The organism is Mycolicibacterium stellerae, from assembly GCF_003719305.1.
Lineage (GTDB): Bacteria > Actinomycetota > Actinomycetes > Mycobacteriales > Mycobacteriaceae > Mycobacterium > Mycobacterium stellerae.
Genome location: NZ_RARC01000023.1, coordinates 73163 through 87945 on the forward strand (window position 1 = coordinate 73163; position 14783 = coordinate 87945).

The 14783-nt window shown below is 66.3% G+C and carries 16 protein-coding genes; 11 read left to right on the forward strand and 5 right to left on the reverse strand.

All coding sequences use genetic code 11. The annotated features are described in order from the left end of the window. Positions 1-45 precede the first annotated feature (45 nt). Positions 46-648, forward strand: a complete 603-nt coding sequence (locus D6M19_RS23880) for a nitroreductase family protein (RefSeq protein WP_123027779.1) — start codon at positions 46-48, stop codon at positions 646-648. Positions 649-661: 13 nt separating this feature from the next. On the opposite strand, the gene D6M19_RS23885 is transcribed toward D6M19_RS23880, so the two are convergent. Together D6M19_RS23885 and D6M19_RS23890 are read right to left on the reverse strand one after the other, a co-directional pair. Continuing rightward, on the reverse strand, positions 662-1645 hold the full coding sequence (locus D6M19_RS23885; protein ID WP_123027780.1) for a bile salt hydrolase: 984 nt from the start codon (positions 1643-1645) through the stop codon (positions 662-664). Positions 1646-1666: 21 nt separating this feature from the next. Continuing rightward, positions 1667-2125, reverse strand: a complete 459-nt coding sequence (locus D6M19_RS23890; protein WP_123027746.1) for a hypothetical protein — start codon at positions 2123-2125, stop codon at positions 1667-1669. 160 nt (positions 2126-2285) lie between these two features. Here D6M19_RS23890 and D6M19_RS23895 point away from each other — a divergent pair, with 160 nt between their 5' ends. The 10 genes from D6M19_RS23895 (at position 2286) to D6M19_RS23940 (ending at position 13261) form a co-directional block, all read left to right on the forward strand. Next, entirely contained in the window at positions 2286-3539 is a 1254-nt protein-coding gene (locus tag D6M19_RS23895; RefSeq protein ID WP_123027781.1) for an ammonium transporter, read from the forward strand. A 109-nt stretch (positions 3540-3648) separates the two neighbouring features. After that, on the forward strand, positions 3649-4956 hold the full coding sequence (gene glnT / locus D6M19_RS23900) for a type III glutamate--ammonia ligase (RefSeq protein WP_123027747.1): 1308 nt from the start codon (positions 3649-3651) through the stop codon (positions 4954-4956). A gap of 26 nt (positions 4957-4982) precedes the next feature. Beyond that, complete coding sequence (locus D6M19_RS23905) at positions 4983-5879, forward strand: class II glutamine amidotransferase domain-containing protein (protein ID WP_123027748.1); 897 nt, start codon at positions 4983-4985, stop codon at positions 5877-5879. Then, entirely contained in the window at positions 5867-6571 is a 705-nt protein-coding gene (locus D6M19_RS23910) for a GltB/FmdC/FwdC-like GXGXG domain-containing protein (protein WP_123027749.1), read from the forward strand. The genes D6M19_RS23905 and D6M19_RS23910 overlap by 13 nt, the downstream gene beginning before the upstream one ends. Next, positions 6571-7902, forward strand: coding sequence for an FMN-binding glutamate synthase family protein (locus D6M19_RS23915; RefSeq protein ID WP_123027750.1), 1332 nt, complete (start codon positions 6571-6573; stop codon positions 7900-7902). The genes D6M19_RS23910 and D6M19_RS23915 overlap by 1 nt, the downstream gene beginning before the upstream one ends. Further along, positions 7899-9086, forward strand: coding sequence for an NAD(P)/FAD-dependent oxidoreductase (locus tag D6M19_RS23920; RefSeq protein ID WP_123027751.1), 1188 nt, complete (start codon positions 7899-7901; stop codon positions 9084-9086). Before D6M19_RS23915 ends, D6M19_RS23920 begins: the two co-directional genes overlap by 4 nt. Before the next feature lie 16 nt (positions 9087-9102). Next, positions 9103-9750 carry a helix-turn-helix domain-containing protein gene (locus D6M19_RS23925; RefSeq protein WP_123027752.1) on the forward strand — a complete coding sequence of 216 codons (648 nt, stop codon included), beginning with the start codon at positions 9103-9105 and terminating at the stop codon, positions 9748-9750. Positions 9751-9910: 160 nt separating this feature from the next. Further along, entirely contained in the window at positions 9911-11731 is a 1821-nt protein-coding gene (gene leuA, locus D6M19_RS23930) for a 2-isopropylmalate synthase (RefSeq protein WP_123027753.1), read from the forward strand. Positions 11732-11783: 52 nt separating this feature from the next. Then, a complete protein-coding gene (locus tag D6M19_RS23935; RefSeq protein ID WP_123027782.1) occupies positions 11784-12170 on the forward strand; it encodes a PLDc N-terminal domain-containing protein in 387 nt (128 codons plus the stop codon). 38 nt (positions 12171-12208) lie between these two features. After that, positions 12209-13261 carry a hypothetical protein gene (locus tag D6M19_RS23940; RefSeq protein ID WP_164478657.1) on the forward strand — a complete coding sequence of 351 codons (1053 nt, stop codon included), beginning with the start codon at positions 12209-12211 and terminating at the stop codon, positions 13259-13261. On the opposite strand, the gene D6M19_RS23945 is transcribed toward D6M19_RS23940, so the two are convergent. The 3 genes from D6M19_RS23945 to D6M19_RS23955 are packed head-to-tail and all read right to left on the reverse strand — an operon-like array spanning position 13258 to position 14776. Beyond that, positions 13258-13824 (reverse strand): TetR/AcrR family transcriptional regulator, encoded by a 567-nt coding sequence (locus tag D6M19_RS23945; protein ID WP_123027755.1) that lies wholly within the window; start codon positions 13822-13824, stop codon positions 13258-13260. The genes D6M19_RS23940 and D6M19_RS23945 overlap by 4 nt on opposite strands. After that, a complete protein-coding gene (locus D6M19_RS23950) occupies positions 13824-14279 on the reverse strand; it encodes a hypothetical protein (RefSeq protein ID WP_164478658.1) in 456 nt (151 codons plus the stop codon). The genes D6M19_RS23945 and D6M19_RS23950 overlap by 1 nt, the downstream gene beginning before the upstream one ends. A gap of 44 nt (positions 14280-14323) precedes the next feature. Further along, complete coding sequence (locus D6M19_RS23955) at positions 14324-14776, reverse strand: VOC family protein (RefSeq protein ID WP_123027783.1); 453 nt, start codon at positions 14774-14776, stop codon at positions 14324-14326. Positions 14777-14783: the final 7 nt, after the last annotated feature.

Here is a 14783-nt window from a genome sequence, read left to right on the forward strand (position 1 = left end):
AAGGGGTTGGCGCACCTCATTTACTCCGCCGGTAGCGTCACGGCCGTGGGGCACAACCCAGTCGAGAAGCGCGCCGACACCAGGGTGCCGATTCACCCCGAGATCGCGGCGCGGTGGAGTCCGCGGATGTTCGACCCCGACGCGGTGCTGGACAGCGAGCAGCTGGTCGCCGTCCTCGAAGCGGCGCGCTGGGCGGCGACGTGGGGACACCGGCAGCCGGTCCGGTTCATCGTCGGGCTGCGCGGCGACGACACCTTCGGGGAAATCACCGAGCTGATGAAGCGCGGCAACCGCTACTCGCATGCCGCGGGGGCGCTGATCATGGTGTGTATCGACGAGGGCGAGGACGAGCGCACCGCCAGGTACGCGGCCGTCGACGCGGGTGCCGCGATCGCGCAGCTGACCGTCGAGGCGGTGTCGCGCGGTCTTGTCGCCCACCCCATGGCGGGGTTCAACGCCGACGGCGCGCGTGACGTGTTCGGGATTCCGGCTGGCGTGCGTCCGGTCGCGGTCGTGGCGGTCGGGTCGCTCGGCGACTACGACAACGCCCCACCGGAGGTCGTCGAGCGCGACGCGCAGGGCCGCCGACGCCTGCCGCTCACCGACGTCGCCTTCACGGGTAGCTGGGGTACGCCGCTGCCGTTGTGACTACGGCGCCCGACTACGGCGTGGCCAAGAAGGCGAACGGCTCGGCCGGCTCGAACTGCGCGCTTGCATCGCCCGCGTAGATCGTTTTCTCACCCTCGCCGAGGATGAGTCGCTTCGTCGGCGCTCCCTCGGTGAAGTCGAGGTTGTTCAGGTCCACCCAGAATATGTTGGGGGACAACGCCGATTCGAAGAAGTACCACATCGACTTGTGGTCGATGACGGTGCGCCAACGCGTCATGGAGATGTTCGGCTCATCCGACGTGGCGATGCCGTACGGGGCGGAGGCGTTGCGCACAACGCTGAAGACGGCGGCGACGGCGACCAGCGGGTCATCGGTCTTGTGCACCGCGTTGATGTAGAAGGACGCGCGCACGAAGCGGTCGGCCGCGCGGTTGGTGCCCGGCAGCATCACCGTCCCGCCGATCTCATCCCAGTATTCGCTGATCGCCAACTGCTTGGAGAAGATCGGTGAGTTCGTCATCACCTGGTACTCCCTGGAGTGGTGGATCACCTGCTCGCCGTCGATGTACTCAATGATCGCGCTGTCCCCGCTCGCGTCGGACATGGCCAGGTGCACGGTGCCAAGCAGGCCTTGCCCGGGTATCTCCGCGGTGACCACGCGTAGCGGCACGGCCGTCAGCGCGTCAACCGCCTCCGCCACCGTCGCGAAGTTGTCCAGCACATACTGCGCCCACAGCGCCAGCGACATCGCGGGCCGGTCGCCGTTGTTGGCCGGGTATTCGGATTCGGCCAGCCACAGAACGTTGGCGGCCAGCCCGGCCTCGTTGAGGCCGTCGGCGGTGCTGATGTCAAAGCCGGAGGCCACCACGCTGCCGTACTTCGACGTCCACTCCGCCGAGTCGGGACCCGCCTCCCCGGTGCGCTTCACCCCCCTTGGGAAGACCCACAGGTTCGTGCCGATCTCGGTTTTCCAATCCATGGACCGGCCGGTGACGATCCGCTCGCCGGTCCCGAGGTAAACCACACGTGTGCACACGGGGCCCACCCTACGGCCGGACTATGTGGGACAGGCGTCAGATAACTTCGAGATTGCTTCGGTGATCTGGGTATTCAGAACCGCCATCTCGTAGGCCTCTGGCGGCGCCGGGGCGCCAGGCGCCCGCGACTGCGACTGGGCTCGCAGCACCGGGAACTTGCTGACGAACTCGCCGGACAGGCTCGCCAGCTGTGTGGCATCGGTGGCGAGGTCGGGATCGTGCACGCTCTGCGCGCGTTCGGCGAGGCCGTCGGCCCAGACCTGATACGCGCCCTCCTCGGCCACGTTGGGGATGCCATCGGAGTCACCGGCCTTGGCGGCGATCTGTTGGCCCTGCGACCGGTTGTACTCCAGCATCTCCTTGACCGGACGGCAGTCCTCGGCCGACGGGCCGAAGACGCCGAACTGCGACAACGCGAACGCCACCACCGCAAGCACCGCGACGCCGATGGCGAACCCCCACCGGCGATCGAGTTTCATCACAGCAACTTTAACGGGCGGTTCAAGGCTTGCTCCTCACGTGCGCGGTGACTATTAACACCCGCGCAACAACACGAACCCGTCCACGTAACAGAAACATCGGTTACTGCCAGTGATCGGCCGACGGAAGGCCGCTATCACTCAGGAGATGTATATGGACGTGGATACAGGAACCACAGCATTCATGCTGTGTTGCATCATCGGCCTCACGCTGATGATCCCCGGGCTCGCGCTGTTCTACGGCGGCATGGTGTCCGTCAAGAGCTCGACCAACATGATGATGATGACGTTCGGCGCCGTCGCGATCGTCGGCGTGCTGTGGGTGCTGTTCGGATTCTCGATGACCTTTGGCACCTCCTACGGCGGATTCGTCGGCGACGTCTTCGAATTTGCGGGGATGAAGGACCTACTGGAGTCGAACACGACGCTCAGCGGGTTGCCGATAACGCTGTTTGCGTTGTTCCAGGCCTTGTTCGCGGCGATCACCGTCGCCCTGATCTCGGGCGCGGTCGCCGACCGGATGAAGTTCGGCGCGTGGATGTTGTTCGCCGCGGTGTGGGCGATCCTGGTGTACTTCCCTGTCGCGCACTGGGTTTTCGCGTTCGACGGCGTGGTGACTGAGAACTCCGTCGGCGGCTGGATCGCCAACTCGCTGAAAGCCATCGACTTCGCGGGTGGCACCGCGGTGCACATCAATGCCGGTGCCGCAGCGCTGGCCGTCGCGATCGTGCTGGGCAAGTCCGCCGGTTGGGGCAAGCTTCGCAAGCCGCACAACGTGCCGCTCACGCTGCTCGGTGCGGGCCTGCTGTGGGCCGGTTGGTACGCCTTCAACGGTGGCTCGGCGCTGGCCGCGGGTAACTCCGCCTCGATCGTCATGGTCACCACGTTCGTCGCGACCTGTGCCGCGACCCTGGCCTGGATCGCGGTCGAGAAGATCAAGGACGGCCACGTCACCGGCGTCGGTGCGGCGTCGGGTGCCATCACCGGACTCGTCGCGATCACGCCCGCCTGCGGCGCGGTCACGCCGGTCGGGGCGATCATCCTGGGTGCGATTGCGGGCGCGATCTGCGTCTACGCGGTCGGGCTCAAGGAGCGCTTCGGCTATGACGACTCGCTCGACGTGGTCGGCGTGCACCTCGTCGGCGGCGTCGTCGGCACCCTGCTGATCGGCTTCCTGGCCAGCGAGAGCATGCCCAACGCCACCAACGGCCTGTTCTACGGCGGCGGATTCGACCAGCTGTGGCGCCAAGCCGTCGCGGCAGGTGCCGTGATGGTCTACTCGTTCGTCGTCGCGGGCATCATCGCGTTGGCGATCAAGAAGACGATGGGCATTCGCATCTCCCCCGACGAAGAGGAGGCAGGCATCGACACGGCCTTCCACCGCGAAGCGTCGTACGAGCTGCAAACAGCCTGACCCCCAAGCCCCGGCCGGCGCGGCACCACTCGCCCGCGCCGGCCGGTTTGGTCGGCAGGTAGTTTCCTAGCGCGATACACTGATTCCTAACAAGAGACAAGGCTTCAAGATGTCCACCGACCTCGCCGCACTGGCCCAGCAGTCAGGAACGAAGTTCATCCTGGCGTTGTTCGTCGACCTGCGCGGGAAGCCGTGCGCGAAGCTGGTTCCTGTCGAAGCCGTCGACCTGCTCGCCACCGAAGGCGTCGGCTTCGCGGGCTACGCGGTCGGCGCGATAGGCCAGGAGCCCAAAGACCCTGACCTGATGGCCATTCCAGACATTGCGTCGTTCACCCCGATCCCGTTCATCAAGGACGGCCTTGCCATCGTCCACTGCGACCCGCACGTCAACGGTGAACCGTGGCCCTACGCACCGCGGGTCATCCTCAAGTCACTCATCGGGCGCGCCGCTGACGCCGGCTTCGAGCCATGGGTCGGCGCGGAGGTGGAGTACTTTCTGCTGCACCGCGACGCCGACGGTGCCCTTTCGGTCGCCGACACCGCCGACAACGCCGCCCAGCCCTGCTACGACGCGCGTGGTGTCACCCGGATGTATGACCACCTGACCGCGATCTCCGCCGCGATGAATGAGCTCGGCTGGTCCAACTACGCCAACGACCACGAGGACGGCAACGGCCAGTTCGAGCAGAACTTCGAATACGCCGACGCACTCACCACCGCCGATCGCGTTGTGACGCTGCGCTATCTGTTGTCGGTGATCGCGGCCGAACGCGGCATGATCGCCACGTTCATGCCCAAACCGTTCGGAGACAAGACGGGCAGCGGACTGCATCTGCACATGTCGCTGACCTCCGGAGGCGCTCCAGTCTTTCCGGCCGACGACGACAAGCGCGGGCTGGGGTTGTCCGAGACCGCGTACGCGTTCATCGGCGGGATCCTCGAGCACGCCTGCGCGCTGCAGGCAGTGGTGGCGCCAACCGTCAACTCCTACAAGCGAACCGGTGCGACGACCACCGCGTCGGGTGCATCGTGGGCGCCGAGGACGCCGACTTACGGCGGCAACGACCGGACCCACTACATCCGGGTACCTGACTCCGCACGCGTCGAGCTGCGCGGCGGAGACGGCTCGGCAAACCCCTATCTGGCCATCGCAGCGGCGCTGGGCGCGGGCATCGACGGCATCAAGCGCAGCGCGGACCCCGGCGCCGTTGGAGAAGGCAGCACAGGACGGCCGCTGCCACCCACCCTGCTGCATGCCGTCGACGAGTTCGAGGCCGACCAGGTGATCACCGGCGTCCTCGACACCGCAGGCGAGGGTGTCGCGTCCTACTTCGCAAAGCTCAAGCGCGAAGAGTTCTTCGCCTACCACAGCGCCGTTTCGCCGTGGGAGATCGACAACTACCTGACCGCTTTCTGAGCCGGAATACCAAGGGAGTCAAGACCATGTGCGGGATCGTCGGGCTGCATCTACGCACCCCGCAGCTGTACCCGAGGCTGGGGGAACTGCTCACCGGAATGCTGTGCGAGATGGGCAACCGCGGCAGCGACTCGACGGGAGTCGCGGTATACGGCGATCCGATCTGGTCACCGGCAGGACGCGGTGTCGTCTCGGTGGTCGACGTGTCCGACGACGTCGAAGCCGTCGCCTCCGCCGTCAGCGGTCAACTCGGCCGCGACGTCGACGTGGTGACGGTCGACGCCACCTACCTGCTGTCAGCCGATACGAACTCCGCGGCGCTGCTCGACGCGGTCAAAGCGGCATATCCGCGCGCCCTGATCGCCGGATTCGGCGCCGACATGGCCGTGCTCAAGGGCGTCGGGCACCCACGCATCTTGACCGATGCGTGGAGCCTGGCCAAGGCGCAGGGCTGGCAGGGCGTCGGACACACCCGGATGGCCACCGAGTCCGCCGTCACGCCCGCGGGCTGCCATCCCTATACGGTCGGCCCCGAACAAACCATGGTGCACAACGGCTCGTTCGCGAACCATGCCACCATTCGGCGCCAACTGCGTTCCGCGGGAATCGACTTCGACAGCGAGAACGACACCGAAGTGGGTGCGCGGTTCATCGCCAAGCAACTGGCCGACGGCCGCGATATCGAATCCGCGCTCAAAGAGCTCTGCGCGACGTTCGACGGCTTCTACACGCTGCTGGTGTCCAACCGCGACTCGTTCGCGGTGGTCCGCGATGCGATCGCCTGCAAGCCCGCCGTCATCGCCGAAACCGCCGACTGGGTGGCCGTTGGTAGCGAATACCGCGCTCTCGCAGGCCTTCCCGGGGTGGAGAATGCCGTGATCTGGGAGCCGGAGCCGGAGGTGATCTACGCATGGAACAGGTAACAGTCACGGTGTCATCACGGTCTTTCGACCTCCGATCGACGAGCCTGCGCGATATCAATGCGGCGCTGCACGCACCCGACCTGGCCGGCGAATTCGTCATCACCCATCCCGACGGCGCCCACAACGTCGCGGTCGGGACGAACGCCGCGGTGAAGATCACCGTGGACGGCCACGTCGGCTACTACGCCGCAGGGATGAACCAGCAGGCCGAGATAACCATCAACGGCAACGCGGGTACCGGCGTCGCCGAGAACATGATGAGCGGCTCGGTGTGGGTGAAGGGCGACGCATCCCAATCGGCGGGCGCCAGCGCACATGGCGGTCTGCTGGTCATCGAGGGCAATGCCGCTGCGCGATGCGGCATCTCGATGAAGGGCGTCGACATCGTGGTCGGCGGGAATGTCGGCCACATGAGCGCGTTCATGGCCCAAGCTGGGCGGCTGGTGATCCGCGGCGACGCAGGCGAGGCGTTGGGCGATTCGATCTACGAAGCCCGCATCTACGTCCGCGGTGACGTCGCATCGCTCGGCGCCGACTGTGTCGCCAAGGAGATGCGCCCCGAACACCATCAGGAGCTCGAACAGCTATTGAAGACGGCCGGTTTCGAAGGCGACGACACCGGTGCCTACATCCGCTACGGCTCTGCGCGATCGCTGTATCACTTCCACGTCGACAACGCCGCGAGCTACTGATGAGCCACCCAGGCGACGACCGGGCCCGCCTCGGCCTGCGCGAGTCCGCGACCTTCGACCGCCAGACGATCGCCGCCATCCACCGGGCGGCCGAAACCGGCATCTACGACATTCGCGGCTGGGGCGCAAAGCGGGCCCTTCCGCACTTCGACGACCTGCTCTTCCTCGGCGCGTCGATGTCGCGCTACCCCTTGGAGGGCTACCGCGAACGCTGCGACACCGACGTCGTGCTCGGCGATCGGCACGCTAAACACCCACTGCACCTTGATATCCCGGTCACCATCGCCGGCATGTCGTTCGGCGCGCTGTCCGGGCCCGCCAAGGAGGCGCTCGGCCGCGGCGCCAGCGAGGTCGGCACGTCGACCACCACCGGCGACGGAGGAATGACGACGGAAGAGCGCGGGCAAAGCAAATACCTTGTCTACCAATATCTTCCGTCGCGCTATGGGATGAACCCCGACGACCTTCGGAAGGCCGACGCGATCGAGGTGGTGCTCGGCCAGGGCGCCAAACCAGGTGGCGGCGGCATGCTGCTCGGCCAGAAGATCTCGCCCCGCGTCGCGAGCATGCGGACCCTCCCCGAGGGCATCGACCAGCGGTCTGCGTGCCGGCACCCGGACTGGACCGGACCCGACGACCTGACCATCAAGATCAATGAACTGCGCGAGATCACCGACTGGGAGAAGCCGATCTACGTCAAGGTCGGCGCGACCCGCACCTACTACGACGTGAAGCTCGCCGTGCACGCGGGCGCGGACGTCGTCGTGGTCGACGGCATGCAGGGCGGCACCGCCGCCACCCAGGAAGTGTTCATCGAGCATGTCGGCATCCCGACGCTCGCTGCGGTGCCCGAGGCCGTCCAGGCGCTGCAGGAACTCGACGTACATCGCACGGGGGTGCAGCTGGTCGTGTCCGGTGGCATCCGTACCGGCGCCGACGTCGCCAAGGCGCTCGCGCTCGGCGCCGACGCGGTCGCGATCGGCACCGCTGCCCTGATCGCGTTGGGCGACAACCACCCTCGCTTCGAGTCCGAATACGCGAAGCTCGGTAGCGCCGCCGGCTTCTTCGACGACTTCCAGGACGGCACCGACCCGGCGGGGATCAGCACACAGGACCCCGAGTTGGCGGCGCGGTTCGATCCCGTCGAGGGTGGCCGCAGGCTCGCCAACTATCTGCGGGTGTTGACGATGGAGGCGCAGACGATCGCCCGCGCCTGCGGCAAGTCGCACGTGCTGCATCTGGAACCGGAGGACCTCGTCGCGGTCACCATCGAAGCGGCGGCGATGGCACGGGTGCCGCTGGCGGGCACGAACTGGATTCCAGGCACATGAACGAGACGGCAGACGTCGTCATCGTCGGTGGTGGCATCGAGGGCGCGGCGGCCGCATGGGCCCTGAGCCAGCGGGGCGTCTCCGATGTGCTTGTCGCCGAACGTAATACCGTCGCGTCGGGCATGACCGGTAAGTCCAGCGGAATCGTGCGCTGCCACTACGGGGTCAGCTCGCTGGCCGCCATGGCCACCGTCGGGCTCGAGGTGTTCGAGAAGGCCGACGAGATGTTCGGCACGGACATCGGCTTCCGCCAGACGGGCTACGTCGTCGGCGTCGGCGAGGCGAACGTCGAGTCGATGCGCAACAGCCTGGCCGCGCAGCGTGCGGTCGGCGTGCAGACCGAGGAGATCGACCACTCCGACGTGGCGCAGATGTGGCCGTTCGCGGACCTTTCGCCGTTCGCCGCGTTCGGCTGGGAGTCGCGCGGCGGCTACGGCGACGCGTATTTGACCGCGCAGGCCTTCGCGGTCTCGGCGCGCGCGGCCGGTGTCCGTATCCGCCAGGGGGCGACGGTGACCGACCTGTTGGTCGATGGCGATGCCGTCACCGGCGTCCGGCTTGCCGACGGCTGCACCGTGTCGGCGGGCGCCGTCGTCGTCGCCACCGGAGTCTGGACCAGGTCCCTGCTCGGACCGTACGGCGTGGACGTACCCATCCGCGTCGTGCGGGAGCAGATCGTCACCATCGACCCAGGCGTCGAGACCGGGAACGTTCCGGTGTTCTCCGACCTCGTATCGCTGCAGTACGTCCGCCCCGAGGTCGGCGGCGACATCCTGTTCGGCAACAGCGACCTCTCCGACGTCGAGGAGGCCGACCCGGACAACTACCTCAACCGCGCGACCGAGGCGTTCGTTGACCTCACGGTTGACAAGGTGGGCACCAGGTTCCCCGGCTTGCCCGCCGCGGCAATCCGCACCAGCTATGCGGGGTGCTACGACGTCACTCCCGACTGGAATCCGGTGATCGGCGAAGGCCCGCTGGACGGCCTCTTCATCGCGGCCGGCTTCAGTGGCCATGGCTTCAAGATCTCCCCCGCGGTGGGACGGCTGGTCGCCGATCTCGTCATCGACGGCCGAAGCGCCGACCCGCGCATCCCCGAGAACGATTTCCGGCTGTCCCGGTTCGCTGAGAACGACCTGCTGAGGACGCCGTATCCGTACGTCGGCGCCGGGCAGATGCGCTAGACAGGAGAGTCCAGGCATGACCGACGTCCCGCTGCTGCGCAACAAGTCCGGCACCGCCCGCGACCGCGATCCCAGCGCGCCGGTGGAAGATCTCGAGTTCGAGGCCGCGATCGGGCGCAATGTCCGTCAGCTGCGCCTTCAGCAGGGCCTGACTGTTGCGGAAATGGCTGTGCGGGTGGGCATTTCGAAGGCGATGATGAGCAAGATCGAGAACGCGCAGACCTCCTGCAGCCTGTCGACGCTTGCGCTGCTGGCCAAGGGTCTCGACGTGCCGGTCACCAGTTTGTTCCGCGGTGCAGAGGTGGAGCGGCCCGCGGCGTTCGTCAGGGCAGGCACCGGTGCCCGCATCGTGCGCAACGGCACCAAGGAGGGCCACGAGTACCAGCTGCTCGGCTCGCTGCGCGGTGAACACAAGCGGCTGGAGTGCCTGCACGTCACACTGTCGGCGAAGAGCAAGACCTACCCGCTGTTCCAGCATCCGGGCACCGAGTTCATCTTCATGCTCGAGGGTGTCATGGACTACAGCCACAGCCGGACGGTCTACCGGTTGGAGCCGGGCGACTCGCTGCAGATCGACGGCGAAGGCGCGCACGGCCCGGTCGACCTGATCGAGGTGCCGATCCGCTTCCTGTCGGTCATCGCCTTCCCGGACAGCCAGGTCTAGAACCTGGGGTTTTGGCCGGGCAGCGAGGTGGGCTACAGTGGTCGACGTGCAGCGGGTGCTCCTTCTCGGCAGCCGCGACGGGGTCTAACCAGACTGGCTTCCCGTCGCGGGTAGTCGCGATGCGCCGGTCGAGTCCCTTTTCACTCCCGGAGCGATCATCGTGAACAACCCGAATTCCAGCCAGACTTCTGTCGACGCTTTCACGTCGGCACGCACCATCACCACCCCATCGGGCGCCCCCAACGACGGGCAACCCGCATGGAACACCCAGCGCCGCACGTCCATGCCGACCAGCCGGTACCGCCCCTTCGCAGAAGAGGTCGAACCGGTATCCGTGCCAGACCGGACGTGGCCCGACAAGATCATCGACAAGGCGCCGCTGTGGTGCGCCGTCGACCTGCGCGACGGCAATCAGGCGCTGATCGACCCGATGAGCCCGGCCCGCAAGCGGCGCATGTTCGACCTACTCGTCCGCATGGGCTACAAGGAGATCGAGGTCGGCTTCCCGTCGGCCAGCCAGACCGACTTCGACTTCGTCCGCGAAATCATCACCGAGGGCGCCATCCCCGACGACGTCACCATCCAGGTGCTGACGCAGTGTCGACCCGAGTTGATCGAGCGCACCTTCGAGGCGTGCGAAGGCGCGCCGCGCGCCATCGTGCACTTCTACAACTCGACGTCGATCCTGCAGCGCCGCGTCGTGTTCCGTGCCGACCGGGACGCGGTCAAGGCGATCGCCACCGACGGTGCACGTCAGTGCGTCGAGGAGGCGGCCAAACATCCGGGCACGCGGTGGCGGTTCGAGTACTCCCCCGAGTCCTACACCGGCACCGAGCTCGAGTACGCGGTCGAGGTGTGCAACGCAGTCGCCGACGTCATCAAGCCGACGCCGGAATGGCCGCTGATCGTGAACCTGCCCGCGACCGTCGAGATGGCCACGCCCAACGTCTACGCCGACTCGATCGAATGGATGAGCCGCAATCTGAGTCCGCGGGACAGCATCATCTTGAGCCTGCATCCGCACAACGACCGTGGAACTGCCGTCGCCGCAGCGGAATTGGGCTATCAGGCCGGTGCAGACCGGATCGAGGGCTGCCTGTTCGGCAACGGTGAGCGCACCGGCAACGTCTGCCTTGTCACGCTGGGCCTCAACCTGTTCAGCCGCGGCATCGACCCGCAGATCGACTTCTCCAACATCGACGAGATCCGGCGCACAGTCGAGTACTGCAACCAGCTGCCGGTGCACGAACGCCATCCCTACGGCGGCGATCTGGTGTACACCGCGTTCTCGGGCAGCCACCAGGACGCCATCAACAAGGGCCTCGACGCGATGAAGGTGTCGGCCGACGAGGCCGACTCCGACGTCGACGACATGCTGTGGCAGGTGCCGTATCTGCCGATCGACCCCAAGGACGTCGGGCGCACCTACGAGGCTGTCATCCGGGTGAATTCGCAATCCGGCAAGGGCGGGGTGGCCTACATCATGAAGGCCGACCACGGCCTGGCGCTGCCGCGCAGGCTGCAGATCGAGTTCTCCCAGGCAATCCAGAAGATCACCGACGGCGAGGGCGGCGAGGTGTCTCCCAAGGAGATGTGGGACGTCTTTGCCGATGAGTACCTGACGCCGCTGCGGCCGCTGGAGCGCATCAGGCAACACGTCGACGCATCTGAGGTGGACGGCGGCATCGACTCCATCAAGGCCGTCGTCAAGATCGACGGCGTCGAACGGGAGATCCACGGCTCGGGCAACGGTCCGCTCGCCGCGTTCGTCGACGCGCTGTCCGGCGTCGGCATCGACGTCAGTGTGCTCGACTACTCCGAACACGCGATGTCATCGGGCGAGCAGGCGAAGGCCGCCGCCTACGTCGAGGCGTCGGTGAACGGGAAGACGATTTGGGGTGTCGGCATCGCGACGTCGATCACCACGGCATCGCTGCGGGCGGTGGTGTCGGCCGTCAACCGCGCGGCAGCCCGTGATTGACTGACGTTTGCGCAAATACCGTGTGCATCCGTCAGTTGAGAAGGAGCTGATCGTGGACTGGGGTTCGACGTGGGATTTTCTCTGGCACTTTTTGATCATTTTCGCCTGGATCGCGTACCTTCTGGTGCTCTTCCAGATCCTCACCGACCTGCTATGGCGTGACCATAAGACGTCGGGCCTGGCCAAGGCCGTTTGGGTGATCTTCCTACTCGTGCTGCCGTGGTTCACCGCGCTGGTCTACCTCGTCGTCCGCGGCAGGGGCATGACCGAGCGGGCGCGCGAAGCGTCATTGGCTGCCAAGCAGCAGGCCGACGACTACATCCGCGAGGCGGCGGGCCGGTCGCCCGCGCAGGAGATCGCCGACGCCAAGTCACTCCTGGAGGCGGGCACGATCTCACAGGCGGAGTTCGACTCCCTTAAGACGAAGGCGCTCAGCTGATTCAGCGCTGACTCGCCGCAAGACCCATCATGGTCGGCATGGACGAGCTCGTGATTCCAGCCGCGCGAGGTGACGGGGTCTTCAGGGCGGCGGTCACGGGTTGCTTCGTCGTGATCGGGCTGTCGGTGGCAGTCGGCGGGGTCGTCGTCGCCACCTCGAATGGCGGCTCCGCAGGTGGCTACGCGCTCGTGGCGATCGGCGTCCTGGTTACCGCCGTTTTCGCAGTGCCCTTGGCCCAGACGATAGGTTCGCTGACCGGGCGATTGCGCCTGACCTCCAACGGGTTCGAGATCAACAAGCACACGCTCGTGTGGTCGGATATCGAAGGGTTCGACACCGTCGGCGGCGCGGAGACCGGCGCCGTCAGCCATCTGCGGGTGAGATGCCGCGCTGACACCAAGCAGAGCCGGGCCCTGCGGGCGAGCAGCGCGCTGGGCAGGCTGGGCTACTACACCGCGCCCGCCTACATCCCCGTCGGAGCCTTCGATACGGGCGGGGCACCGCTGCTCGACATCCTCAGGAGTTGGCAGCACGGCGATTTCACCGCAGGGCTTCGCGCCGCCGATCCGCCGGCAGCCCAGCCCGTCCGGCGCCGCAAGAGAACGGGCGACGAGGTCGTGCTCGCGCGCAAACGAGCGGCACCCGCATTCAATGCCGCCGTTGCCGTCGTTTTCTTCGTGTCGATCGCCGTCGGTCTGCCCGCGACGCTGGCCGATGACGAGGGTGATGTAGCGCTGTGGTTGGTCATCCCGCTTACAGTCTTGTGGTTGCTGCTGAGCGCCGTCACCGGTATTTGGTTGTACTTCGCTGTGCGGGAACTGTTTTCGCCTGGGCTGATATTGCACGACGACGGGTTCGAACTCGACGGAAAAGTGTGGCCGTGGGCCGACATCGAGGGCTTTCAGACAATGTTGGTTCCCGACGGCGACGGACACAACGTGGTGCGGCTCGGCGTCGTGTACCGCGCCGAAGCGGCCACCGGCTCGTCGCGGGCTGAGCTGCCGTTCTCCCCGTCTGATTTCAAGACGGACGGACAACCACTCGAGCAGATACTGCGAGAGCGGTTGCAGCGCCACCGCAGGCAGGGCTAGTCGACGAACGCGCTCAGCAGCCGGTCCACCAGGCCGGCGGTGTCCTGCGCGCCCGGTTCGGGCGCGATGGTCAGCTTGGAGAACACGAACCCGTTGAGCACCCTGCTCAGTTCGTCCATCCGGTCCTGCGTCGGCGTGAAGCCGGCGGCCTCGAAGATGAGCGTCGCCGACTTCACCGCCGCGGCTTGGAGTTCGGCCATCAGTGGCCGCAACTCCTCGCGCCGTGTGCTCTCCATGAAGAGCTCGAAGCGAGCCAGCGTCCAACGGCGAAACTGCTCATCGGGTTCGAGCATGCGAATCATCAACGCCTTCAGGGCATCGCGGCTCAGCGGGCCGACCGCGGATTGCAGCGCCTCGACCCGCTGCCAGTGCAGTTCGACCGTGCGCGCGGCGGTCGCCTCCAGCAGCGCCTGCCTGGTGCGGAAGTAGTTGGACGTCGTGCCCGCAGGCACCCCTGCACAGCCGTCGACCTGGCGATGCGTGAGACCCCCGACGCCGTCGTCGCACAGGATGTCGATGGCGGCGTCGAGGATCTGGTTTCGTCGTTGCGGGTTGGCTGACATCAGCTCTTATAGTGCAGCTTCCAGAACATCGTCAGGAACAGCGGGTACACCACGATCAGCAGCAGATAGCTGAACCAGTAGCCGGCCATGTGGACGTAGAAGCTGACGTCGGCCATCACCAACGTGACGTAGATGTGCAGGGGCACGCTGACCGCGATGTAGGCCAGGGCCGCGGTGAGCGCAACCCGGTGCACCTTGTTGGCGAACACCATCCGGCGATAGCCGAGGATGCCGGTGACGGCTGCGTAGGTCATCGGGATCATCAGAAGGGTGTCGGTGGTCTGCGTGACGACGTACTGCAGCGCGGCTTCGTCGCCGAAGATCACCCGGTACAAGTGCAGGCAGAAGCCGACGAGGATGGTCAGCGTCGCGGCTTCTTTGAAGTAGTAGCCGTGCATGCGATAGGTGTCCCGGAAGGAACCCCTGCGTTGTACTACATCAGTAGTGGTTGTCATGGGCAGACGGTAACACTACGTGCGTAGTGGTTGTCAAGAGGCTGCTACGGACGCGGCGGCAGGCTGTCCGCCCAGGTGTCCGGAAGCAGCTCGATCAGCTGCCCGTCGGGGTCGCGGATCATCGCGAAATGCTCGGTGACCGTCTCGTCGACGACCGATCCGCCGAAACTCTGCACCTGCGCCAACACCCCCGCCAGGTCAGACACCGACAACGACATGTGGGTCAGCCCGACCTCGTCCATGACTCGCGTCGACCCGGCTTGCACGTCGCGCCTCGAGTAGTCGATGAGCTCGAGGACGACGCTGTCGCTGACCAGATAAGTCGCGCGAACGCCGATCGGTCCGTCCAGCTGCAGAAGCTTGGCCGTGGCAAGGTCTGGGAGCTCGAGTTCCCGCCAGAACGTGAAGCCGAGCAGGCCCTCGTAGAACCGGCGCGAGCGGTCGCGGTCGGCGACGCACAATCCGACGTGGTTGAAAACCGTTCGGTGATTGGGCACGGGCACC